The 23,401-nt window shown below is 73.3% G+C and carries 21 protein-coding genes; 15 read left to right on the top strand and 6 right to left on the bottom strand.

The window, feature by feature from the left end; all coding sequences use genetic code 11:
• Positions 1-93: 93 nt before the first annotated feature.
• The 8 genes from EIZ62_RS07700 (at position 94) to EIZ62_RS07665 (ending at position 8,622) form a co-directional block, all read left to right on the top strand.
• Positions 94-2,943 (top strand): DNA translocase FtsK, encoded by a 2,850-nt coding sequence (locus EIZ62_RS07700; RefSeq protein ID WP_208827814.1) that lies wholly within the window; start codon positions 94-96, stop codon positions 2,941-2,943.
• A 207-nt stretch (positions 2,944-3,150) separates the two neighbouring features.
• On the top strand, positions 3,151-4,062 hold the full coding sequence (locus EIZ62_RS07695; protein WP_425281802.1) for a helix-turn-helix domain-containing protein: 912 nt from the start codon (positions 3,151-3,153) through the stop codon (positions 4,060-4,062).
• Positions 4,063-4,224: 162 nt separating this feature from the next.
• Positions 4,225-5,709 carry a 30S ribosomal protein S12 methylthiotransferase RimO gene (rimO, locus tag EIZ62_RS07690; protein ID WP_156691969.1) on the top strand — a complete coding sequence of 495 codons (1,485 nt, stop codon included), beginning with the start codon at positions 4,225-4,227 and terminating at the stop codon, positions 5,707-5,709.
• A complete protein-coding gene (gene pgsA, locus EIZ62_RS07685) occupies positions 5,706-6,392 on the top strand; it encodes a CDP-diacylglycerol--glycerol-3-phosphate 3-phosphatidyltransferase (RefSeq protein ID WP_156691968.1) in 687 nt (228 codons plus the stop codon). Before rimO ends, pgsA begins: the two co-directional genes overlap by 4 nt.
• Positions 6,389-6,910 carry a CinA family protein gene (locus tag EIZ62_RS07680; RefSeq protein ID WP_156691967.1) on the top strand — a complete coding sequence of 174 codons (522 nt, stop codon included), beginning with the start codon at positions 6,389-6,391 and terminating at the stop codon, positions 6,908-6,910. Before pgsA ends, EIZ62_RS07680 begins: the two co-directional genes overlap by 4 nt.
• A gap of 109 nt (positions 6,911-7,019) precedes the next feature.
• Positions 7,020-7,403 (top strand): helix-turn-helix domain-containing protein, encoded by a 384-nt coding sequence (locus EIZ62_RS07675; protein WP_156691966.1) that lies wholly within the window; start codon positions 7,020-7,022, stop codon positions 7,401-7,403.
• Between the two features lie 162 nt (positions 7,404-7,565).
• On the top strand, positions 7,566-8,051 hold the full coding sequence (locus EIZ62_RS07670; RefSeq protein WP_156691965.1) for a Dps family protein: 486 nt from the start codon (positions 7,566-7,568) through the stop codon (positions 8,049-8,051).
• A 163-nt stretch (positions 8,052-8,214) separates the two neighbouring features.
• A complete protein-coding gene (locus EIZ62_RS07665) occupies positions 8,215-8,622 on the top strand; it encodes a hypothetical protein (protein ID WP_156691964.1) in 408 nt (135 codons plus the stop codon).
• Here EIZ62_RS07665 and EIZ62_RS07660 read toward each other — a convergent pair.
• From EIZ62_RS07660 to EIZ62_RS07650, 3 genes are all read right to left on the bottom strand, one after another.
• Positions 8,570-9,358, bottom strand: a complete 789-nt coding sequence (locus EIZ62_RS07660; RefSeq protein ID WP_156691963.1) for an SDR family NAD(P)-dependent oxidoreductase — start codon at positions 9,356-9,358, stop codon at positions 8,570-8,572. The genes EIZ62_RS07665 and EIZ62_RS07660 overlap by 53 nt on opposite strands.
• Positions 9,359-9,425: 67 nt before the next feature.
• Positions 9,426-10,223, bottom strand: coding sequence for an Fpg/Nei family DNA glycosylase (locus EIZ62_RS07655; RefSeq protein ID WP_156691962.1), 798 nt, complete (start codon positions 10,221-10,223; stop codon positions 9,426-9,428).
• 103 nt (positions 10,224-10,326) lie between these two features.
• Positions 10,327-14,952, bottom strand: a complete 4,626-nt coding sequence (locus EIZ62_RS07650) for an ATP-dependent helicase (protein WP_156691961.1) — start codon at positions 14,950-14,952, stop codon at positions 10,327-10,329.
• 113 nt (positions 14,953-15,065) lie between these two features.
• On the opposite strand from EIZ62_RS07650, the gene EIZ62_RS07645 reads away from it, so the two are divergent.
• The 3 genes from EIZ62_RS07645 (at position 15,066) to EIZ62_RS07635 (ending at position 17,281) form a co-directional block, all read left to right on the top strand.
• Positions 15,066-15,938: an AraC family transcriptional regulator gene (locus tag EIZ62_RS07645; RefSeq protein ID WP_156691960.1), complete on the top strand. Its 873-nt coding sequence runs from the start codon at positions 15,066-15,068 to the stop codon at positions 15,936-15,938.
• A gap of 357 nt (positions 15,939-16,295) precedes the next feature.
• The gene (locus EIZ62_RS07640; RefSeq protein ID WP_167536474.1) at positions 16,296-16,976 is read left to right on the top strand and encodes an AzlC family ABC transporter permease; all 681 of its coding nucleotides are present in this window, start codon (positions 16,296-16,298) and stop codon (positions 16,974-16,976) included.
• Positions 16,973-17,281 (top strand): AzlD domain-containing protein, encoded by a 309-nt coding sequence (locus EIZ62_RS07635; RefSeq protein ID WP_156691959.1) that lies wholly within the window; start codon positions 16,973-16,975, stop codon positions 17,279-17,281. The genes EIZ62_RS07640 and EIZ62_RS07635 overlap by 4 nt, the downstream gene beginning before the upstream one ends.
• Positions 17,282-17,312: 31 nt before the next feature.
• Here the strand turns inward: EIZ62_RS07635 and EIZ62_RS07630 are convergent, their stop codons facing one another.
• Positions 17,313-18,221, bottom strand: a complete 909-nt coding sequence (locus EIZ62_RS07630) for a hypothetical protein (RefSeq protein ID WP_156691958.1) — start codon at positions 18,219-18,221, stop codon at positions 17,313-17,315.
• 78 nt (positions 18,222-18,299) lie between these two features.
• Between EIZ62_RS07630 and EIZ62_RS07625 the strand changes: the two genes are divergently transcribed.
• The 4 genes from EIZ62_RS07625 (at position 18,300) to recX (ending at position 21,868) form a co-directional block, all read left to right on the top strand.
• Entirely contained in the window at positions 18,300-18,494 is a 195-nt protein-coding gene (locus EIZ62_RS07625) for a DUF3046 domain-containing protein (protein ID WP_156691957.1), read from the top strand.
• Positions 18,495-18,788: 294 nt separating this feature from the next.
• Positions 18,789-19,943, top strand: a complete 1,155-nt coding sequence (locus EIZ62_RS07620) for an AI-2E family transporter (RefSeq protein ID WP_156696270.1) — start codon at positions 18,789-18,791, stop codon at positions 19,941-19,943.
• A gap of 226 nt (positions 19,944-20,169) precedes the next feature.
• Complete coding sequence (recA, locus tag EIZ62_RS07615) at positions 20,170-21,297, top strand: recombinase RecA (RefSeq protein WP_156691956.1); 1,128 nt, start codon at positions 20,170-20,172, stop codon at positions 21,295-21,297.
• A gap of 4 nt (positions 21,298-21,301) precedes the next feature.
• Positions 21,302-21,868, top strand: a complete 567-nt coding sequence (gene recX, locus EIZ62_RS07610; protein ID WP_156691955.1) for a recombination regulator RecX — start codon at positions 21,302-21,304, stop codon at positions 21,866-21,868.
• Between the two features lie 547 nt (positions 21,869-22,415).
• Here the strand turns inward: recX and EIZ62_RS07605 are convergent.
• A complete protein-coding gene (locus tag EIZ62_RS07605; protein ID WP_156696269.1) occupies positions 22,416-22,808 on the bottom strand; it encodes a rhodanese-like domain-containing protein in 393 nt (130 codons plus the stop codon).
• On the bottom strand, positions 22,799-23,341 hold the full coding sequence (locus EIZ62_RS07600) for a cupin domain-containing protein (RefSeq protein WP_156691954.1): 543 nt from the start codon (positions 23,339-23,341) through the stop codon (positions 22,799-22,801). The genes EIZ62_RS07605 and EIZ62_RS07600 overlap by 10 nt, the downstream gene beginning before the upstream one ends.
• Between the last annotated feature and the right edge of the window lie 60 nt (positions 23,342-23,401).

Raw genomic sequence — 23,401 nt, 5'->3', positions numbered from 1 at the left:
TGCGTCAGCTCCGCGCGACGCCTCCGACGACACGAACGGGTGAAGCGGTGGGCACACGTGTCCACCGCGCCCCACACCGGTAACCTCACCACCATGGCCTCACGTACGTCCGGCAAGGGTTCCCAGGGCACGGCGGGCACCGCGAAGCCGCGCGCCGGCCGTACGACCGGCGCCGCCAAGAAGGCGGTCCCGGCGAAACCCCCCGCCCGCGGGACCGCTCCCGTGAAGGCGGCGAAGCCCGCCGCCAAGTCCGCGCGCAAGGCGCCCGCCCGCAAGGCGGCCGTGAAGAAGGTCCCGCCGAGGGCGGCGCCCTCCCCGACGGCCGGCGTGTACCGGCTGGCGCGCGCCCTGTGGCTGGGCCTCGCGCACGCGGTCGGCGCCATGTTCCGGGGCATAGGGCGCGGAGCCAAGGGACTCGATCCGGCCCACCGCAAGGACGGCCTGGCCCTGCTGCTGCTCGGCGTCGCCCTGATCGTCGCCGCCGGCACCTGGGCCAACCTCAACGGGCCGGTCGGCGACCTGGTCGAGATGCTCGTGACCGGCGCCTTCGGCCGGCTCGACCTGCTCGTCCCGCTCCTGGTGGGCGCGATCGCCATCCGGCTGATCCTCCACCCCGAGAAGCCCGAGGCCAACGGGCGGATCGTCATCGGGCTGTCCGCGCTCGTCATCGGCGTGCTCGGCCAGGTCCACATCGCGTGCGGTTCGCCCGGGCGGGACCTGGGAAGCGAGGCCGTGCGCGACGCGGGCGGGCTGATCGGCTGGGCCGCCTCCAAGCCCCTGGTCTTCATGATGGGCGAGGTCCTCGCCGTCCCCATGCTGGTGCTCCTCACCGTCTTCGGGCTCCTCGTCGTCACGGCCACGCCCGTCAACGCCATCCCGCAGCGGCTGAAGGCGCTCGGCGTCCGGCTGGGCGTCGTCGAACCCGCCGTCCACGAGGCGGGCGCGGACGACGAGCGGTACGACGAGCAGTGGCGCGAGGCGCTGCCCGCCCGGTCACGGCGGCGCGGCGCCGGAGCGGGCGCCGGGGCGTACGAGCCGTACGACGCGGACGAGGCGGAGGAGGAGGCGCTCACCCGGCGCAGGCGCCCCCGGAAGGCGGCCGGCGCGGCCTCCGCGCCCCAGGACCCCGACTTCGACCGGCCCATGGACGCGGTGGACGTCGCCGCGGCCGCCGCCGCCGCGCTGGACGGCGCCGTGCTGAACGGCATGCCGCCCTCGCCGCTGGTCGCCGACCTCACCCGGGACGTCACCGGCGACCGGGAGCGGGACGCGCACGAGGCACGGGAGGCGCACGGGACGCGGGGGACGCGGAAGTCCCGGGCGGGCGGTGACGCCGGCTCCGTACCGCCGGCGCGGGAGGAGCGGACACCGGGCGGAGGGCTCGTACCGGACCTCACCAAGCCGGCCCCCGTCCGCGACGAGCCGGAGGGACTCCCGGCGCGCGCCGAGCAGCTCCAGCTCTCCGGGGACATCACCTACGCCCTGCCGTCCCTCAACCTCCTGGAGCGCGGCGGGCCCGGCAAGACGCGCAGCGCCGCCAACGACGCGATCGTCGCGTCGCTGACGACCGTCTTCTCCGAGTTCAAGGTCGACGCGGCGGTCACCGGCTTCACACGCGGCCCGACGGTCACCCGCTACGAGGTGGAGCTCGGCCCGGCGGTGAAGGTCGAGCGGATCACGGCGCTCACGAAGAACATCGCGTACGCGGTCGCCAGTCCCGACGTACGGATCATCTCGCCGATCCCGGGCAAGTCGGCGGTCGGCATCGAGATCCCGAACACCGACCGCGAGATGGTCAACCTCGGCGACGTGCTGCGCCTCGCGGACGCCGCCGAGGACGACCACCCGATGCTGGTGGCGCTCGGCAAGGACGTCGAGGGCGGCTACGTGATGGCCAACCTGGCGAAGATGCCACACATCCTGGTGGCCGGCGCCACCGGCTCCGGCAAGTCGTCGTGCATCAACTGCCTCATCACCTCGGTGATGATAAGGGCGACCCCCGAGGACGTCCGGATGGTGCTCGTCGACCCCAAGCGGGTCGAGCTCACCGCGTACGAGGGCATTCCGCACCTGATCACGCCGATCATCACCAACCCCAAGCGGGCCGCCGAGGCCCTCCAGTGGGTGGTGCGCGAGATGGACCTGCGCTACGACGACCTCGCGGCCTACGGCTACCGGCACATCGACGACTTCAACGCCGCCGTCCGGGCCGGCAAGGTCACACCGCCCGAGGGCAGCGAGCGCGAGCTCCAGCCCTACCCGTACCTCCTGGTCATCGTGGACGAGCTGGCCGACCTGATGATGGTCGCGCCCCGGGACGTCGAGGACGCGATCGTCCGCATCACCCAGCTCGCCCGGGCGGCCGGCATCCACCTGGTCCTCGCCACCCAGCGCCCCTCGGTCGACGTCGTCACCGGGCTGATCAAGGCGAACGTGCCGTCCCGGCTCGCCTTCGCCACCTCCTCGCTCGCCGACAGCCGGGTCATCCTGGACCAGCCGGGCGCCGAGAAACTGATCGGCAAGGGCGACGGCCTGTTCCTGCCCATGGGAGCGAACAAGCCCGTCCGCATGCAGGGCGCGTTCGTGACCGAGGAGGAGGTCCAGGCGGTCGTCCGGCACTGCAAGGAGCAGATGGCCCCGGTCTTCCGGGACGACGTCACGACCGGGACGAAGCAGAAGAAGGAGATCGACGAGGACATCGGCGACGACCTGGACCTGCTGTGCCAGGCCGCCGAGCTGGTCGTGTCCACCCAGTTCGGCTCGACGTCGATGCTCCAGCGCAAACTGCGCGTCGGCTTCGCCAAGGCGGGCCGGCTCATGGACCTGATGGAGTCGCGGAACATCGTCGGCCCCAGCGAGGGGTCCAAGGCGCGGGACGTCCTTGTCAAACCGGATGAGCTGGATGGAGTACTCGCTGTCATCCGGGGGGAGTCGGAGTCGTAGGACTCTCACTCGTTAGGGAACCGTGAGCAACCGTTTCCTCCTTCCGTACGTCAAGTTGGAGGGAGAGGCGGAAAATGGTTGTACCGCTTCTCGGGCGCGCGGCCATTCCGATGGCGTACAAACTGCGTCCGCCCGGTTGCCCCACCCTTTCGTACCACCCATAGACTGAACCTCCAGCAGGTGGTTACACGCTCGAAAGGCGCCCTCGTGTCCATCGGCAACTCCCCCGAAGACGACCGGCCTTCGACCCCCGACGCCCCCGACGTGTCCGATGCCCCGGACGCCGGCGATGTCACGGATGCCCGTGATGTCACGGACGGCTCCGACGCTCCCGAGGACGACCGGCCCTCGATCGGCCGTGTGCTCCAGCAGGCACGGATCGACGCCGGCCTGACGGTCGAGGAGGTCAGCACCTCCACCCGCGTCCGCATCCCGATCGTGCACGCGATCGAGGAGGACGACTTCTCCCGCTGCGGCGGCGACGTCTACGCCCGCGGCCATGTCCGCACGCTCGCGCGTGCCGTCGGTCTCGACCCGGCGGCCCTGGTCGAGCGGTACGACGCCGAGCACGGCGGCCGTCCGGCGCCGACGCCCGCCGCACCGCTGTTCGAGGCCGAGCGCATCCGCCCGGAACGGCGCCGGCCCAACTGGACCGCCGCCATGGTGGCCGCGATCGTCGCGGTGATCGGCTTCGTCGGCTTCACCCTGTTCAACGGCGACGGGGGCGGCGGCTCCAAGGCCAACAACGTCGCCGAGGGCCCCGCGCCCGCGCAGAAGCCCAGCGGCAAGGCGAAGCCGCCCAAGGCGGTCGCCCCGCCGCCGGCGCCGTCGGAGAGCGCCATCGCGGCCGTCCCCAAGGACAAGGTCACGGTCCGGCTCACCGCGACCGAGGACAAGAGCTGGATCTCGGCCAAGGCGCGCGACGGCAAGCTGCTCTTCGACGGGCTGCTGCAGAAGGGCGACTCCAAGACCTTCCAGGACGACGAGCGGCTGGACCTCATCCTGGGCAACGCCGGCGCGATCGAGCTGTTCGTCAACGGCAAGAAGGTCGAGGACGAGTTCGAGGACGGCCAGGTCGAGCGGCTGTCGTACACCAAGGGCGACCCGCAGGTCGGGTGAGCCGGCCGTCCGGTGGTCCGGTCGTCCGCGGGGGTGGGAGCGGGCGGCGGACCACCGTGTCGGGTGGTTTCGGCGGCGGCGCGGCGGGGGGCTGGCCCCGGCGGAGCCGGGCGTGACCCCTGAGCGACGGGGGTGTCGCCGGGACGAAGTAGTCTTGAGTCCATGCCCGAACGCCGTACCGTCGCCCTTGTCACTCTTGGCTGCGCCCGTAACGAGGTGGACTCGGAGGAGCTCGCAGGCCGCTTGGCAGCGGACGGCTGGGAGCTCGTCGAGGAAGCCGCCGACGCGGACGTCGCGGTCGTCAACACCTGCGGCTTCGTCGAGGCCGCCAAGAAGGACTCCGTCGACGCCCTGCTCGAAGCCAATGACCTGAAGGACCACGGCAGGACCCAGGCCGTCGTCGCCGTCGGCTGCATGGCCGAGCGGTACGGCAAGGAGCTCGCCGAGGCGCTGCCCGAGGCCGACGGCGTGCTGGGCTTCGACGACTACGCCGACATCTCCGGCCGCCTCCAGACCATCCTCAGCGGCGGCAGCGTGGAGGCCCACACCCCGCGCGACCGGCGCAAGCTGCTGCCGCTCAGCCCCGTGCAGCGCCAGCAGGCCGCCTCCGACGTGGCCCTGCCCGGGCACTCCCAGGAGCCCGCGCCCGCCCCGGCCCCGCAGGACCTGCCCGAGGGCGTCGCCCCCGCGTCCGGGCCGCGCGCCCCGCTGCGCCGCCGGCTCGACACCAGCCCCGTCGCCTCGGTGAAGCTCGCCTCCGGCTGCGACCGCCGCTGCTCGTTCTGCGCCATCCCGTCCTTCCGCGGCTCCTTCGTCTCCCGGCGCCCCAGTGACGTCCTCGGCGAGACGCGCTGGCTGGCCGAGCAGGGCGTGAAGGAGGTCATGCTGGTCTCCGAGAACAACACCTCGTACGGCAAGGACCTCGGCGACATCCGCCTCCTGGAGACCCTGCTGCCCGAGCTGGCGGCGGTCGACGGGATCGAGCGTGTGCGTGTCAGCTACCTCCAGCCCGCCGAGATGCGCCCCGGCCTCATCGACGTCCTGACGTCGACCGAGAAGGTCGCCCCGTACTTCGACCTGTCCTTCCAGCACTCCGCGCCCGCCGTGCTGCGCTCGATGCGGCGCTTCGGGGACACCGACCGGTTCCTGGAGCTGCTGGACACCATCCGCGGCAAGGCACCCCAGGCCGGTGTGCGGTCCAACTTCATCGTCGGGTTCCCCGGCGAGCGCGAGGAGGACTTCGCCGAGCTGGAACGCTTCATCACGCACGCGCGGCTCGACGCGATCGGCGTGTTCGGCTACTCGGACGAGGACGGCACCGAGGCCGCCACGTACGAGGGCAAGCTCGACCAGGAGGTCGTCGACGAGCGGCTCGCCCACCTGTCGCGCCTCGCGGAGGAGCTGACCGCCCAGCGCGCGGAGGAGCGGCTCGGCGAGACCATGGAGGTACTGGTCGAGTCGGTGGACGGGACGCCGGGCGGGGAGGGCGCCGTCGGCCGCGCCGCGCACCAGGCGCCCGAGACCGACGGCCAGGTGCTCTTCACGACCACCGAGGGCCTGGTGCCGGGCCGGATGGTCACGGCCAAGGCCGTCGGCACGGAGGGCGTCGACCTCGTCGCGGAGTGTCTTGAGGAGGCGGGCAGATGACCGGAGCTCCGGCATCCGCGGCGGGCGGTACGGGTAGGCCGGCGCCCGGCGGCAAGCTGGGCGCTGCGGCCGTCAATCAGGCCAGCCTGTGGAACATCGCCAACATCCTCACCATGGTGCGGCTGGTGCTCGTGCCGGGCTTCGTGGTGCTCATGCTCCAGGACGGCGGGTACGACCCGGCCTGGCGCGCCTGGGCGTGGGCGGCGTTCGCCGTCGCGATGATCACCGACATCTTCGACGGCCACCTGGCCCGCGCGTACAACCTGGTCACGGACTTCGGCAAGATCGCCGACCCGATCGCCGACAAGGCGATCATGGCGGCCGGTCTGATCTGCCTGTCGGCGCTCGGGGACCTGCCGTGGTGGGTGACCGGAGTGATCCTCTTCCGTGAGCTGGGCATCACGCTGATGCGGTTCTGGGTGATCCGGCACGGGGTGATTCCGGCCAGCCGCGGCGGCAAGATGAAGACCCTGGCGCAGGGGACGGCGGTCGGAATGTATGTTCTGGCGCTGACCGGTCCACTGGCGACGCTGCGCTTCTGGGTGATGGCGGTGGCCGTTGTGCTGACGGTCGTGACGGGCCTCGACTACGTGCGGCAGGCGGTGCTCCTGCGACGTCAGGGACTCGCGGTGGAACGTGCGGAACGGGCGCGGGAGCGCTCCGAGACGGAGTCGGGACGATGAAGGCGGCAGCGCGCGCTCTGGCCCTCCTAGCGGAGCGTGACCAGACGGTCGCTGTCGCGGAGTCGCTCACCGGTGGCCTGGTGGCGGCGGAGCTGACGTCCGTGCCCGGAGCGTCCGCCTCCTTCCGGGGGTCCGTCACGGCCTACGCGACCGCCCTCAAGCGGGACCTGCTCGGCGTGGACGCGGACCTCCTGGCCCGGCGCGGGGCCGTGGACGCGGCCGTCGCGCTGCAGATGGCGGCGGGTGTCCGGACGCGGCTGGGGGCCGGCTGGGGGCTCGCGACGACCGGCGTCGCGGGGCCCGAGGCGCAGGACGGACAGCCGGTGGGCACGGTGTTCGTGGCCGTCTGCGGGCCGGTCGGCGGGCCCCTGGAGGCGGGGAAAGTCGCGGCACTGCGATTGAACGGCGACCGTGCGGAAATCCGTAGAGAGAGTGTACGGAGCGTGCTGGAACTGCTCGTGGGCGAACTCTCGGGGAATGCGCGGGCACAGGATACGGAACAGAACGGGGGGAACTGATGTTTGCAGCCCTGAGTGAACACGTCATCGCTCCCCGCACGGCCGCAGCGCGAGGCGGTACGGTGGGGCGTGAAGGATGCGGCTACACGGTCCGAGGAGGGAGCCACCGATGATTCTGCTCCGTCGCCTGCTGGGTGACGTGCTGCGTCGGCAGCGCCAGCGCCAGGGCCGTACTCTGCGCGAAGTCTCCTCGTCCGCCCGAGTTTCGCTCGGCTATCTCTCCGAGGTGGAGCGGGGGCAGAAGGAGGCTTCCTCCGAGCTGCTCTCCGCGATCTGCGACGCGCTTGACGTACGGATGTCCGAGCTCATGCGAGAGGTGAGCGACGAGCTCTCGCTGGCTGAGCTGGCCGAATCGGCAGCGGCGAGTGAGCCGGTGCCGGCCGCGGTACGCCCGATGCTCAATTCTGTGTCCGTGACGTCGGTGGCTGGTGTGCCGACGGAGCGGGTGACCATCAAGGCGCCCGCGGAGGCGGTGGACGTCGTCGCCGCCTGAGCACTCCGTGTGCGGAATGTGCACGTTTTGAGCTGAGCCCCGGTCGGGTACACGAATGGCCGACCGGGGCTTTCGTTTACCTCGAATGCCCGTTTTAGGTCATATGTGTAATGGTGGTCGGGCGTGCGCTCCCGCCGCACGCCGGAAAACGGAGGATTCGGAATGTCTGTCGTCAAGAGCCCGCTGTCCGACGCCGACCTGAAGGTCGTCGGTGAGGCCCTGCAGGGTGCCCTGGTCGACGCGGTCGACCTGTCCCTGGTGGCCAAGCAGGTGCACTGGAACGTGGTCGGCCCGCGCTTCCGCTCGATCCATCTTCAGCTCGACGAGGTCGTGGCCACCGCCCGGCAGCACTCCGACATCATGGCGGAGCGTGCCTCGGCGTTGGGCATCACCCCGGACGGCCGAGCCGGCACCGTCGCGTCGAGCACGGCGATCAAGAACGTGCCGTCCGGGTGGATCAAGGACGACGAAGCGGTCAGGATCATGGTCGACGCCCTGGTGACCGTCGTCGGCCGCCTGCGGGAGCGGATCGAGGCGACCGACAAGCCCGACCCGGTGACCCAGGACCTGCTGATCGCCCTCACCGCCGACCTCGAGAAGCACAGCTGGATGTTCCAGGCGGAGAGCCGTCAGGCGGACAACCCGTAACCCCGCCGGGGCGCGGTGCCGGCACCGCCGGGCGAGAGCCCCGCTTGCTGAAACGGAACGGACGGGAGGGTGTACCGAGACCCGGCGCGCGCCGGACGCGCGCAACGGTACGCCCTCCCGTCATGTGATCGCGCCGGTCTAGCGTCGACCGGAGGAGGCGGCCATGGTACGGCGACGGGTTCCCCTGCTGGCACTCGCGCTGGTGCTGGGCGGGCTGTGGTGGTGGGCGGTGCTGAGGCTGGTCCTGGCGCCCGGCCAGACGGGGCTCGTCGAGGGAACCGTGGCCGCGGGCGGCTGGGGGCTGAGCCTGCTCCCCGTCCATGTGGCGTCGGCCCGCACGGCGTCCGGGGCGCGTGCGGGATCCGGGGTGGCGGGCGTGCTGCGGGAGCGGCTGCCGGGTGTGCTGCCGGGGGCCGCGGGTGCGTGGTCGGAGGTGGCGGGCGCGTGGTCCCGGGGCCGTGCCCCGGCCGGGACACGGACGGCTCCGGCGTGGCGGCGGCCGCTTCGCGTCGTACGGCTCACCAGGGCATGGCTACGCCGCCGTTCGGGCGGAGGATCTGACCCGTCGTGAACGACGAGGCGTCCGAGGCCAGGTGGAGCACCGCGTGGGCGACGTCCTCCGGCTCACCCACCCGGCCGAGCGGGGACATTCGCGCCATGGCTGCCTCGACCCGCGGCTGCCGGTCGGCCTCGTGGCGTTCGGTCATGGGCGTGCGGATCCAGCCAGGAGCGACCGCGTTCACCCGGATGCCGTGCGGGCCCGCTTCCGTGGCCAGCGTCCGGGTGAGCTGCACCACGGCGGCCTTCGAGACGCTGTAGCAGAGCAGGCCCGGGCTCGCCGCGTCCACCGCGCCGGACGCCATCGTGATGACGGAGCCGCGGACGCCGTGCGCGACCATCGAGCGGACCGCCTCCTGGCAGGCGTACAGGACTCCCCTGAAGTTGACCGCCAGGACGCGGTCGAGGTCCTCGTCCGTCGTCTCCAGCACCGTGCTGGTGTGCATGACCCCCGCCACGGCGGCCATGACGTGGAGCGGTCCGGCCTCGTCCACGGCGGCGCGGAGAGCGGCGCGGTCGGTGACGTCGAGGGTGTGGGCGTAGGCGGGAGCGTGGCCCTGTCCGTGACCGCGTTCGGTGATGGTGGTCAGCGTCCGGCGCAGTCCCGTCTCGTCGCGGTCCGCGCAGTGGACGGTGGCGCCCGCCCGGGCGAGCAGTACGGCGGTGGCGCGGCCGATGCCGCCGGCGGCCCCGGTGACGAACGCGGTGCGGCCGGTGAGGTCGTACGGCTGTGACGGCGGGAGGGCCATTCCGTGACGGTAGACGGGATCTGACGGGTCGTCAATCAGTGTGCGGTCACGGACCATCAGGCTGCGGTCACGGACCCGGGCCGGACTGGCAGCCCGGGCACCAGTAGGAGAGCCGGTCGCGTCCCAGCTCCTCCTTGCGGCGGATGAGGGCGCCGCAGCGGTAACAGGGCTTGTTCAGACGGCTGTAGACGTACAGCCTCCGGTCGGCCCGGTCGTTGGTGAGGATCGTCCGCCGGTCGAAGCGTTCCTTGTTCGCCTCCAGGAGGCGGTGCGCGGTGGCCACCAGCCGCTCCGGGACCCCCGGCGCCAGGTCGCCGACCGGGAGCCAGGGCGTGACCCGGGCCATGAAGGCCAGTTCGCACTTGTAGACGTTGCCGATGCCCGCGAGATTCCGCTGGTCCAGGAGCGCCTCGCCCAGCGGCCGGGCCGGGTCGGCGCACAGCCTGCGCACCGCTTCCTCCGCGTCCCAGTCGGGACCCAGCAGGTCGGGGCCGAGGTGGCCCACGACGTTCGGCTCGTCGCTGGTGCGGATCAGGTCCAGGACGGGCAGGCGGTAGCCGACGGCGGTGTGCGTGGCGGTTCCGAGGATGGCCCTGATCTGGTGGCCGGGACCGCCGTTCCAGCGCTGGTCGGGGGTGAAGACCCGCCAGGCGCCGTCCATCTGGAGGTGCGAGTGGAGGGTGAGGCCGCCCTCGATGCGGGTGAGGAGGTGCTTGCCGCGCGGGGTGACGTCCAGGAGCGTCCGCCCGGTGAGGTCGGCGGTGGCCAGACGGGGGACCCTGAGGTCGGAGCGCGTCAGGAGCCTGCCCGCGAGCGCTGCGTGCAGGCGGTGGGCGGTCAGCCAGATGGTGTCTCCTTCGGGCATGGGTCCATGATGCGGGACGGGGCGGGTGGGGTGTGCGGGGCGGCTCGCACGGGGTGGTGTGGGGGCGGGTGCGTACGGGGTGGGGCGCGGCGGGGCGGGGCGGTCACGCGCGTAGGCGCAGGCCTCGTGGCGTCGCGTGGAAACCGGCCGCCTCCAGCGAGCGGGAGAGGGGTGACGTGAGGGCCGCGGCTCCATTGATCCGCTCGACCGTGACGGTGCCGAGGGAACCCGCCCGGGCGGCCGTCGCGAGGGCGTCGGCGGCGGCCTGGAGGGCCGGATCGTCCGGCTCGGTGGGCCAGGAGAGCACGGTCTTCCCGCCGCGCTCCATGTAGAGCGTCAGCTCGCCGTCCACGAGGACGACCAGGGATCCCGCCTTGCGGCCCGGCTTGTGGCCGGCGTCGGTGGGCGGCTCGGGCCAGGGCAGGGCCGCACCGTACGCGTTGGCCGGGTCGGCGGCGGCCAGGACCACGGCGCGCGGGGCGGCGGACGTGTCGGCGCGGTCGCGCGCGTTGGCCGCCGCCCGCAACCGGTCCACGGCACCGTCCATGGCGAACTGGGCGGCTCCCAGACCCTCGACGACATAGCCGCGACGCGCCTGTCCGCTGTCCTCGAAGGCCGACAGGACGCGGTACGTCGCCGAGAAACCGCCCTCCACGCCCTCGGCGGCCACCGCTCCGCGCGTGACCACGCCGTGCCGGTCCAGCAGGGTCCGCGCCAGCGCGTGGGCGCGGTGGGTCGGCTCCGGCTCCTGGGGCGGGAGGAGGGCCCAGCGGCCGCTGACGGTCGGCGGGCCGGAGCGGGACGCCGTACGGGCGGCCGCGCTCAGCGTGCCGTACCGGCCGCGGGGGACCGTGCGCTTGGCGCGGTGGGCGGTGGAGCCCGCCGTACGGCCGGAGCCGAGCAGGGCGCGCAGCGGCGCCAGGGTGTCGTTGGTGAGCCGGCCGGACCAGGCCAGGTCCCACAGGGCGTCGGCCAGCTGGGGGTCGGTGGCGTCGGGATGCGTGGTGGCGCGGACCTGGTCGGCGATCTGGCGGAAGAACAGGCCGTATCCGCCGGAGAGGGCCGACAGGACCGACTCGTGCAGGGCGGTCGGCTCCAGCGGGTGCGGCGGCGGCAGCAGCAGGGGAGCGGCGTCCGTCAGGTAGAGCGAGACCCAGCCGTCCTTCCCGGGCAGGGCGCCCGCGCCCGCCCACACGACCTCGCCGGTGGTCGTCAGCTCGTCGAGCATGCCGGGGCTGTACCCCGCGACGCGGGACGGGAGGACCAGCTTCTCGAGGGCGGAGGCGGGGACGGGCGCTCCCTGGAGCTGCTCGACGGCACGGGCGAGACCGTCGATGCCGCGCAGGTTGTTGCCGCTCAGGTGCTGCCACTGAGGGAGGAACGTGGCGAGCGCGGCCGGCGGGACCGGCTCCACCTCGTGCCGCAGGGCGGCGAGCGAGCGGCGCCGCAACCGGCGCAGCACCGCCGCGTCGCACCACTCCTGGCCGATGCCCGAGGGGTGGAACTCACCCTGGACGACGCGGCCGGCGGCGGCCAGGCGGTGCAGGGCGCCGTCCGTGACGGCGGTGCCCAGGCCGAACCTGGCCGCGGCGCCGGTGGAGGTGAAGGGCCCGTGGGTGCGCGCGAACCGCGCGAGGAGGTCGCCGAGCGGGTCCTTGACCGGCTCGGTGAACGCCTCGGGGACGCCGACCGGCAGGGCCGTGCCCAGGGCGTCGCGCAGACGGCCCGCGTCCTCCACGGCCGCCCAATGCTCGCCGCCCGCGACCCGGACGCGAATCGCGCGGCGGGTCCTCTCCAGCTGCCTGGGCCAGTCCGGGTCGGCGCCGCGCTCGACCAGCTCGGCCTCCGTGAGCGGGCCGAGGACGCGCAGCACGTCGGCGACGCCCTCCACGTCCTTGACGCGGCGGTCCTCGGTCAGCCACTGGAGCTCGCCCTCCAGCTCGGCCAGCACGTCGGCGTCCAGCAGCTCCCGCAGCTCCGCCTGGCCCAGCAGCTCGGACAGGAGCCGCGAGTCCAGCGACAGCGCGGCGGCCCGCCGCTCGGCGAGCGGCGAATCGCCCTCGTACAGGAACTGCGCCACGTAACCGAACAGCAGCGAGCGGGCGAACGGGGACGGCTCGGGGGTCGTCACCTCGACCAGCCGGACGCGGCGGGACTCGATGTCCCCCATCAGCTCCCTGAGCCCCGGCACGTCGAACACGTCCTGGAGGCACTCGCGGACCGCTTCCAGGACGATCGGGAAGGAGCCGAACTCGCTCGCCACCTGGAGCAGCTGCGCGGCGCGCTGGCGCTGCTGCCACAGCGGCGTGCGCTTCCCCGGATTGCGGCGCGGCAGCAGCAGGGCACGAGCCGCGCACTCGCGGAAGCGGGACGCGAACAGCGCCGAGCCACCGACCTGGTCGGTGACGATCTGGTCGACCTCACCCTTGTCGAACAGCACGTCGGCGGCACCGACCGGGGCCTTGTCGTCGTCGTACTCCAGACCGGGGGCCGCCGCCGGGTCCTGGTCGAGCAGGTCCAGGCCCATCAGGTCCGCGTCGGGCAGCCGCAGCACGATGCCGTCGTCGGCGTGCATGACCTGGGCGTCCATGCCGTACCGCTCGGTGAGGCGGGCGCCCAGCGCCAGCGCCCACGGGGCGTGCACCTGCGCGCCGAACGGCGAGTGCACCACCACCCGCCAGTCACCCAGCTCGTCCCGGAACCGCTCCACCAGGATGGTCCGGTCGTCCGGCACATGACCGCACGCCTGGCGCTGCTCGTCGAGGTACGCCAGGACGTTGTCCGCCGCCCAGGCGTCCAGGCCCGCCGCCAGCAACCGCAGCCGCGCGTCGTCCGCGGCCAGCGAACCCACCTCACGGAGGAACGCCCCCACGGCCCGCCCCAGCTCCAGCGGCCTGCCCAGCTGGTCGCCCTTCCAGAACGGGAGCCTGCCCGGCACACCGGGCGCGGGCGAGACCAGCACCCGGTCGCGCGTGATGTCCTCGATGCGCCACGACGAGGTGCCCAGGGTGAACACGTCGCCGACCCGCGACTCGTACACCATCTCCTCGTCGAGCTCGCCGACCCGCCCGCCGCCCTTCTTGGGGTCGGCGCCCGCCAGGAACACCCCGAACAGGCCCCGGTCGGGGATCGTGCCGCCGGAGGTCACGGCCAGACGCTGCGCCCCCGGCCGGCCCGTCACCGTGCCGGTGACCCGGTCCCACACCACGCGCGGACGCAGCTCCGCGAACGCGTCCGACGGATACCGCCCGGCGAGCATGTCCAGGACGGCGGTGAAAGCCGACTCCGGCAGCGACGCGAAGGGAGCGGCCCGCCGGACCAGGGCCAGCAGGTCGTCGAACTGCCAGGAGTCCAGGGCGACCATGGCGACCACCTGCTGGGCCAGGACGTCCAGCGGATTGGCCGGGACCCGCATCGACTCGATGGAGCCGGAACGCATCCGCTCGGTGACCACGGCCGCCTGCACCAGGTCACCCCGGTACTTCGGGAACACCACACCCGTGGACACCGCGCCCACCTGGTGCCCGGCGCGGCCGACCCGCTGGAGGCCGGAGGCCACGGACGGCGGCGACTCGACCTGGACGACCAGGTCCACCGCGCCCATGTCGATACCCAGCTCCAGGCTGGAGGTGGCGACCACCGCGGGCAGACGGCCCGCCTTGAGGTCCTCCTCCACCAGGGCACGCTGCTCCTTGGACACCGAGCCGTGGTGCGCCCGGGCCAGCACCGCGGGGGCGCCCTTCGCCGCACCCGACTGCGCCATCACCTCGGCGGGCGTCTGGTCCTCGGGCATGGGCTCGCCGGTCGCCCGCTCGTAGGCGATCTCGTTGAGCCGGTTGCACAGCCGCTCCGCCAGCCGCCGCGAGTTGGCGAAGACGATCGTCGAACGGTGCGCCTGCACGAGGTCGGCGATCCGCTCCTCGACGTGCGGCCAGATGGACGGCTTCTCCGCGGGGCCCCCGGCGTCCGAGGCGGGTGAGCCGCCCAGCTCGCCCAGGTCCTCGACCGGCACCACCACCGACAGGTCGAACTCCTTGCCGGAGGCGGGCTGGACGATCTCCACCTTCCGCTGCGGGGACAGATAGCGGGCGACCTCGTCCACCGGGCGCACGGTGGCCGACAACCCGATGCGGCGGGCCGGGCGCGGCAGCAGCTCGTCGAGCCGCTCCAGGGAGAGCGCCAGATGGGCGCCCCGCTTGGTGCCGGCCACCGCGTGCACCTCGTCCAGGATCACCGTCTCGACGCCGGCGAGCGCGTCCCGCGTGGCGGAGGTGAGCATCAGGAACAGCGACTCGGGTGTGGTGATCAGGATGTCCGGCGGCCTGGTGGCGAGCGAGCGCCGCTCCGCGGCCGGGGTGTCGCCCGAGCGGATGCCGACCCGCACGTCCGGCTCGGGCAGGCCGAGGCGGACGGACTCCTGGCGGATGCCGGTCAGCGGACTGCGCAGGTTGCGCTCCACGTCGACGGCCAGGGCCTTCAGCGGGGACACGTACAGCACGCGGCAGCGCTTCTTCGGCTCGGCGGGCGGCGGCGTCGACGCGAGCCGGTCCAGGGAGGCGAGGAAAGCGGCCAGCGTCTTGCCGGACCCCGTCGGCGCGACGACCAGGACGTCCGAACCCTCACCGATCGCCCGCCAGGCGCCCTCCTGGGCCGCGGTGGGCGCGTGGAAGGCCCCGGTGAACCAGCCGCGGGTCGCGGGGGAGAACGAGTCGAGCGCAGTTCCGGCCATGTGCTCCATCGTGCACCCCGCCACTGACAATCCGGGGCGGCGCCGCCCACCCGGCCCGTCCAGGACGTGGACGGCCAGGCCGGCGGCGCGTCCGCCGGACGCAGAATGGAGGTATGGCGAGCAGGCGGGAGGGCGCGCGGGACAGCGAATGGGCCAGGCACTGGCAGTACCCCGGCGTGCCGGGGCTCGATCTGCTGCGCGCCCGCTACGTCCGCCACTCCTTCACGCGCCACAGCCACGAGGGGTTCGTCCTCGGTGCCGTGCGGCGCGGGGTCGAGGACGTGGTCATGCCCGGGGAGACCATCCGTGCCCGGCCCGGCACCGTCGTCATGATCAACCCGGAGGTTCCCCACTCGGCGCACGCCGGCGTCCCCGAAGGCTGGTCCTACGCGACGCTCTACCCGTCGTCGACCCTGGTCGCGGCCATCGCGGAGGAGGAGACGACCCTGCGCGGCACCGCCGGCTTCGGCGAGACCATCGTCGAGGACGAGGACACCGCCCAGCTCATCCGCGCCGTGCACCGGGCGGCCGAGGAGGGCAACGCGCTGGCCGCCGACAGCGTCCTGCGGGTGGCCGTGGCCCGGCTGCTGCACCGCCACGGGCAGTCGCTGCCCCGGCGCGAGCCGCTCGCCACCGGAGCCCGTACGGCCGCGCTGGCCCGGGAACTCCTCCAGCAGCGGATGGCCGAGCCGCCGTCCCTGGAACAGCTGGCGCGGGAGCTCGGCACCAGTCCCTTCGCCCTGCTCCGCGGCTTCAAGGCGGCCTACGGCATGCCGCCGCACACCTGGCTGACCAACGCGCGCGTGCGCACCGCCCGGCGCCTGCTGGAGAGCGGTACGCCACCGGCCGCGGCCGCCGCCGCGGTGGGCTTCACCGACCAGCCCCATCTCAACCGTCACTTCTCCCGGATCGTCGGGGTGCCGCCGGGCGCCTATCAGCGCGAGCGCGCAAGAACGTACAAGACCGTGGAACCGCCCGGTCCGTAACGTCGGAGCGTGCCAGAACAGACAGCGGCCGTACCCGCTCCGGCGCAGGCCAGCACCTTGCGTACGGAGCCGATACGTCCCGAGCCGACGCATGACGAGACCTTGAGCACCGAGCCCCTGCGCAGTGAAGCCGAACCCGGTCGGGCCGGACCCGGACACGGAGAGCCCCGCCGGGCCGAACCCGCCCGTGGTGGATCCGGCCACCGGGGGCCGCACCGCGCGGGACCCCGGCCGGCGGGAACCGACCGTCCCGAGGCGGAGGACGCCGAGCCGGACCGCGACGCCGAGCCGGACCGCGACGCCGAGCCGGACCGGGACGCCAAGCCGGACCGGGCCGTCGTCCGTGACGCGCTCGGCGTGGGGGTGGCCGTCGGCCTCTCCGGCTTCGCCTTCGGCGTGACCTCGGCCGGCGCCGGTCTCGACCTGCTCCAGACCTGCGCCCTGAGCCTGCTGGTCTTCACCGGGGCCTCGCAGTTCGCCCTGGTCGGGGCGCTCGCCGCCGGCGGCAACCCGTTCACCGCCGCAGCGGGCGCCTTCTTCCTCGGCACCCGCAACGCGTTCTACGGACTGCGGCTGTCCCAGCTCCTCGCCCTGCCCCGGTCCGTGCGGCCGTTCGCCGCGCACTGGGTCATCGACGAGACGGCGGCCGTGGCGCTGGCCCAGCCCGGCCGCAGGGCCGCCCGTATCGGCTTCACCGTCACCGGTCTCACGCTCTACGTGCTGTGGAACCTGACCACGCTCCTCGGGGTGCTGGGCGCCGAGGCCATCGGCGACACGGAGGCGTGGGGCCTGGACGCCGCGGGACCGGCCGTCTTCCTCGCCCTCCTGGCGCCCATGCTGCGCGGCACCACCGAGCGGGCCGTCGCCGCGATCGCCGTCGTCCTGGGGCTCGGATTCCTGCCGGTGCTGCCCGCCGGAGTGCCGGTGCTGGCCGCGGCGCTCGCCGCCCCCCTCGTGCTGTGGTTCCGGGGCCGCGGGGCCGGCCACGCACAGGAGGACGGGACCGGACGCCGGGAAGAGAAGGGAACGGACCGATGACCGTGTGGATCGCCATAGGGCTGACCGTCGCCGGCTGCTACCTCCTCAAGCTGGCCGGGCTCCTGGTGCCCGCCGGCACCCTGGAGCGGCCGCTCGTCCAGCGGCTGTCGGCGCTGCTGCCCGTCGCCCTGCTGGCGGCACTGACCGCGCAGCAGACGTTCAGCACCGACAGCGCGCTCGTCCTGGACGCAAGGGGAGCGGGCATCGCCGCCGCCGCGCTCGCCCTGGTGCTGCGCGCACCGCTGCTCGTCGTGGTCGCCGCCGCGGTCGCGGTCACGGCCGGGGTGCGGGCCCTCGGCGGCTGACGGCCCGAACCGTCGCCACGCGTGCCGCGGGTCAGTCGCCGATCGGGCGGCCGTGCGCCCGCAGCGTCCGCAGTGCCTCGACGGTCACGATCGGCCGCCATTCCAGGGCCGGGCCCGGTGCCCACCGGCGCCACCTGAGGGGCCAGCCGCCGTCGTCCTCCTGACCGGCCGCGAGGTGGTCCAGGGAGCGGGCCATCTCCTCGTCCGTGAACCAGCGCCGGGCCAGAGAGCCGGGCACGCGCGCGTAGTCGTGCGGGAAGTGGTGCTCGCCCGGCGCGTATCCCGGGGCGACCGGCTGGTCGCCGGCGCGATCCGGATCCAGGACCACGAGCCGCTGGACCCGCACCAGGCGGCCGAGCCGGTCCGCGGCGGCCTCCGCACGGGCCCGGTCCGGAACGCCGTCCAGGAACGCGACGGCGGCCTGGATCTCGTACGGGTGCGACGTCTCCAGCGCGTCCACGGCGGCCCAGCAGAAGTCCGTGGCACGGAACAGCCAGGCGTGCCAGACCTGGTTGCGGTGGAGCAGCCCGACCACCGGGCCGGTGGCCAGCAGGTCGCTCGGCGGAGCGTCCACGACCGGGAGGAACGGGGCGACCGGATAGCCCCGGATCGAGGGGTGGAGCGCGGGCAGGGCCCCGTCGCGGGTGGACACCTCCGTGAGGAAGCGGCAGACGCGCTCCGCGCGCAGCCCGCCGCAGCGGCCGACGGAGTCCAGCACCCGCAGCGCGTGCGCGGTGTGCAGCGGCTGGCTGACGGGTCCGCGCAGATCCGGTTCCAGAGCGTGACCATAGCCCCCGTCCTCGTTCACGTACGCGCTCAGCGCCGCCTCCACCGGGTCGGCGTCACCGCCGAGGAAGTGGTGGGCGAACCGCCGCTGTTCGAGAACGCGGGCGGTCAGCCAGATGAACTGCTCGGCGCGCGAGAGGGGAGTGCCAGCCATGCTCCGACGGTAGGGCGGAACGGGCCGCCGGGAAGGGGCATGGGCGGGGCTGCACTCTCAGGGCGGGATACTCGAGGCATGCGGTTGACGATTTTCTGGGAGCGGATGGCGGACCACTTCGGTGAGGGGTACGCGGAGTCCTTCGCTCGGGACCATGTGATGTCTGAGCTGGGCGGCCGGACGGTGTACCAGGCGCTGGACGCGGGGTGGGAGGCCAAGGACGTGTGGCGCGCGGTCTGCGCGGCCGTGGACGTACCCGCCGACAAGCGGTGACGCGGTGGCGCGGTGGCGCGTGAAGCGGTCACGCGGCGGGGCGGGGCGGACCGGTGAGACCGCGACGGCCGGGCTGGTCGGCCGATTGTCGCAGCCGTGCGCGAGACTTGCCCCGTGGCCCCGACTGACGAGACCGATACGACGACCAGCGAGCCGGTGACGGGCGAACCCGCGCCCCCGGCCACGGACGCGCCCGCAGTGCCCCCGAGCAGGAGTCCGGAGCCACCGGCGACCGCGCCGGCCGGCGGTGCGGTCCCTCCCGCCCCTCCCGCTCCCCCCGCCCTTCCGGCCCGGATGCCCCGCTGGCTGCCGAGAGCCATGGTCCTGGCGCTCGCCCTGTACGCCTGCTTCCAGCTGGGCAGTTGGGCGTTCCACCAGCTCATCTCCCTGCTGATGAACATCCTGATCGCGTTCTTCCTGGCCCTGGCCATCGAGCCGGCAGTGGGGCGGATGGCCGCCCGGGGGATGCGCCGCGGGATCGCCACCTTCCTGGTGTTCTTCGCGATCATGGGGGCGGGCATCGGGTTCGTCGTCCTGCTCGGATCGATGCTGGCCGGCCAGATCGTCGAGATCGTCGAGGACTTCCCCCGGTACCTCGACTCGCTGATCAACTGGATCAACCACACCTTCCACACCGAGCTGTCCCGGGTCGAGGTCCAGGACAGCCTGCTGCGCTCCGACTGGCTGCGGAAGTACGTGCAGAACAGCGCGAGCGGAGTGCTGGACGTCTCCGCGACCGTCCTCGGCGGGCTGTTCAAGCTGCTGACCATCTTCCTGTTCTCGTTCTACTTCGCCGCCGACGGCCCACGGCTGCGCCGGGCCCTGTGCTCCGTCCTGCCGCCCGCCAAGCAGGCGGAGGTGCTGCGGGCCTGGGAGATCGCCGTCGACAAGACCGGCGGCTACCTGTACTCGCGCGGTCTGATGGCGCTGATCTCCGGCGTCGCCCACTACGTCCTGCTGGAGTTCCTGGCGGTGCCGTACGCGCCCGCGCTGGCCGTGTGGGTGGGCCTGGTCTCGCAGTTCATCCCCACGATCGGCACGTACCTGGCGGGCGCGCTGCCGATGCTGATCGCGTTCACCGAGAACCCCTGGTACGCGCTGTGGGTGCTCGGGTTCGTGGTGGTCTACCAGCAGTTCGAGAACTACGTGCTCCAGCCCAAGCTCACGGCGAAGACGGTCGACATCCACCCGGCGGTGGCCTTCGGGTCGGTCGTCGCGGGCACCGCGCTGCTCGGCGCGGTGGGGGCGCTGATCGCGATCCCCGCCGTCGCCACGCTGCAGGCGTTTCTCGGCGCCTACGTGAAGCGGTACGACGTGACGGAGGACCCCCGGGTGCACGGTCACCGGCGGCACGGCGAGGCCGTGCTGGCCCGGGTGCAGCGGGCCCTGCGGGCGAAGAAGGAGAAGGAACTGGGCGCCGCCGCGACCCCGCCGCCCGACGGCGCCTGAGCCGGCCGGCGGGGCCGGGAGGGGAGCGGCGACGCACCGGTGTGGCTCGCTTGACAGTAAAATCGAACATCCATTCTTATGGGGTTCCGGCCCGGAAACACGGGAGCGGCGAGGTGTCGGCCGCCGGGTTATCCACAGGTCGGAGGGACGTCGGGGCCCATTGTCAGTGGCAGGGGTTAGCGTCTTTGACGTGAAGCGATCGACTCAAGCAAATCGGGTGGAACCCATGGCAGGAACCGACCGCGAGAAGGCGCTCGACGCCGCGCTCGCACAGATTGAACGGCAATTCGGCAAGGGCGCAGTGATGCGCATGGGCGAGCGGTCGAGGGAGCCCATCGAGGTCATCCCGACCGGCTCGACCGCGCTCGACGTCGCGCTCGGCGTCGGTGGCCTGCCGCGTGGCCGTGTGGTGGAGATCTACGGCCCGGAGTCCTCGGGCAAGACGACCCTGACCCTGCATGCCGTGGCCAACGCGCAGAAGGCCGGCGGCCAGGTCGCGTTCGTCGACGCGGAGCACGCCCTCGACCCCGAGTACGCGCAGAAGCTCGGCGTCGACATCGACAACCTGATCCTGTCCCAGCCGGACAACGGCGAGCAGGCGCTGGAGATCGTGGACATGCTGGTCCGCTCCGGCGCGCTCGACCTGATCGTCATCGACTCCGTGGCCGCGCTCGTGCCGCGTGCGGAGATCGAGGGCGAGATGGGCGACTCGCACGTGGGTCTCCAGGCGCGTCTGATGAGCCAGGCGCTCCGGAAGATCACCAGCGCGCTCAACCAGTCCAAGACCACGGCGATCTTCATCAACCAGCTCCGCGAGAAGATCGGCGTGATGTTCGGCTCGCCGGAGACCACGACCGGTGGCCGGGCCCTGAAGTTCTACGCCTCGGTGCGCATCGACATCCGTCGTATCGAGACCCTCAAGGACGGCACCGAAGCGGTCGGCAACCGCACCCGCTGCAAGGTGGTCAAGAACAAGGTCGCGCCGCCGTTCAAGCAGGCCGAGTTCGACATCCTCTACGGCCAGGGCATCAGCCGCGAGGGCGGCCTGATCGACATGGGCGTCGAGCACGGCTTCGTGCGCAAGGCGGGCGCCTGGTACACGTACGAGGGCGACCAGCTGGGCCAGGGCAAGGAGAACGCCCGCAACTTCCTCAAGGACAACCCGGACCTCGCCAACGAGATCGAGAGGAAGATCAAGGAGAAGCTGGGCGTCGGCGTCCGCCCCGAGACCCCGGCGGCCGAGCCCGCCGCGGACGCGACGGCCACGCCGGCCGCGGACGAGTCGGCGAAGTCGGTCCCGGCCCCGGCGGCGAAGGCCACCAAGGCGACCAAGACCGCGGCCGCCAAGGCCTGACCCCGTGGTCAGGCGCACCGAATGGCCGGGTGACAGCGCCGACTCGTCGAGGGCCGAGAAGGAGCTGTCGCCCCAGGATCCGGCTGAGCGGGCGCGGGCGATCTGCCTGCGCCTGCTCACCGGGACCCCGCGCACCCGCAAGCAACTCGCGGACGCGTTGCGCAAGCGCGAGATCCCCGACGACGTCGCCGACGAGGTCCTCTCCCGCTTCGAGGACGTCGGCCTGATCGACGACGCCGCCTTCGCGGGAGCGTGGGTGGAGTCCCGGCACCACGGCCGGGGCCTGGCCCGCCGTGCCCTCGCGAGGGAACTGCGCACCAAGGGGGTGGACGCCGAGCTGATCGACGAAGCGGTGGGTCAGCTCGACTCCGAGCAGGAGGAGGAGACGGCCCGGGAGCTGGTCGCCCGCAAGCTCCGCGCGACCCGCGGCCTGGACCGCGACCGCCGCCTCCGCCGCCTCGCGGGCATGCTCGCCCGCAAGGGCTACCCGGAAGGCATGGCCCTCCGGGTCGTGCGGCAGGCGCTCGAAGCCGAGGGCGAGGACACGGAGGACCTCCCCGAGGGCCCCTGACCGACCAGCCGGCCGACCGGCCGCTCCGCCCCGGCCGGGGCTCCCTCGGCTCGGGTTCCCGGGACCCTGGCTCGCTCGGCCCGGGCTCCGTCGGCTCGGCGCCGCTCGGGGTGCGTGCCGGCGGCTGGATGCGCGGCGTCTGCTGCGTCGCCCGGTCACGTCGCCCGGCCAGGCGCCCGGGGCTCGGTCACCGCTTCCGGGACCGGCCTGTCGCCCGGTCGCGGTGCCCGGCTTTGAGACTCGCGCGTCGCCCGGCTCGGCGCCGCTGGGGTTGTCGTGCCGGCGGCTGGGCGCCCGGCGCCGGTAGCGTCGCCGACCCGACGCCCGGCCCTGCGCCCGGCCCGACGCCCGGCTCGGCGCCCAGTTCCGGTACCGGCCCCGGGCTGGGCGTGCGCTGTGGCGCGGCGCCTGTCGGCTCGGTACGTGTGGGGTGACCGGCCCGGGCCGCCCGCTGGTTCGGACCGGGCTGCCTAACCGGTCCGGGGGCCCTGGGGCTTGCCGCTCGGGCGCCGGTGGCCGCGGTGCCAACGGCCACCGGCGCCGCGGTTCACCCGACGGGAGTCGTGACCGGCAGGCCCGCGGCTCGCCAGGCCTGGAAGCCGCCGATCAGGTCGGTCGCCCGGTGGAGGCCCAACTGGTGCAGGGAGGCGGCCGCCAGGGAGGAGGCGTAACCCTCGTTGCACACCACCACCACGCGCAGGTCGTGGCTCACCGCCTCCGGGACGCGGTGGCTGCCCAGGGGGTCGAGGCGCCACTCCAGCTCGTTGCGCTCGACGACGAGTGCGCCGGGGATCAGCCCGTCGCGGTTCCGCAGCGCCGCGTACCGGATGTCCACCAGCAGGGCGTCACCCGCCGCGGCCGCCGCGTGCGCCTCCGGCGGAGCCAGCCGGTCCAGCCCGGACCGGACCCGTTCCAGCAACTCGTCGATGGTCACTGCCAGTCCTCCGGACGCTCGACCTGCTCCAGCCGCAGTACCGGACCGGTCCGGCTGAAGCGCCGGATGAGCGGCAGCGGCGGGTAGTAGGCGTGCACCGACACCGCGTGCTCGGCCGTCGACTCGTTCAGCACCTCGTGCACATGGTGCCTGCCGAAGGCCCGCCCCTCGCCCGCGCGCAGCAGGCGCCGGCGGTCCACGCCCTCGTCGAGTTCGAGCGACCGCCAGCCACCCGAAGGCAGCCGTACGGACAGGGAGTTCTCCTTCAGGGCGCCGTGCGCGGTGGCGAACGCGCCGACCGACTCGGCGTGGTCGTGCCACCCGGTGCCGGTGCCGGGAGGCCAGCCGATGAGCCAGGCCTCGCTGCCGCCGGGGCCGTCGAGGCGCACCCAGGTGCGGCCCTCCGGGTCGAGGGGAAGGGCAGAGGTCAGTTCGGTGTCGGCCGCGATGCGGCGGACGAAGTCGAGGAGTTGGGCAGCGGTCGGCGCCGCCGCCCCCGCCTCGCGTACGGAGGCGGGAACAGACTGGGACTGAGACACGGGAAACCGTCCTGAGGTCCTGGGACGTGAAGTCGCGAAAGACACGCGCAGGCCGGGTCG

This window comes from Streptomyces ficellus, from assembly GCF_009739905.1.
GTDB classification, from domain to species: domain Bacteria; phylum Actinomycetota; class Actinomycetes; order Streptomycetales; family Streptomycetaceae; genus Streptomyces; species Streptomyces ficellus_A.
Note: the sequence above shows the minus strand (reverse complement) of the source record. Positions and strands in the feature narration are given on the sequence as shown.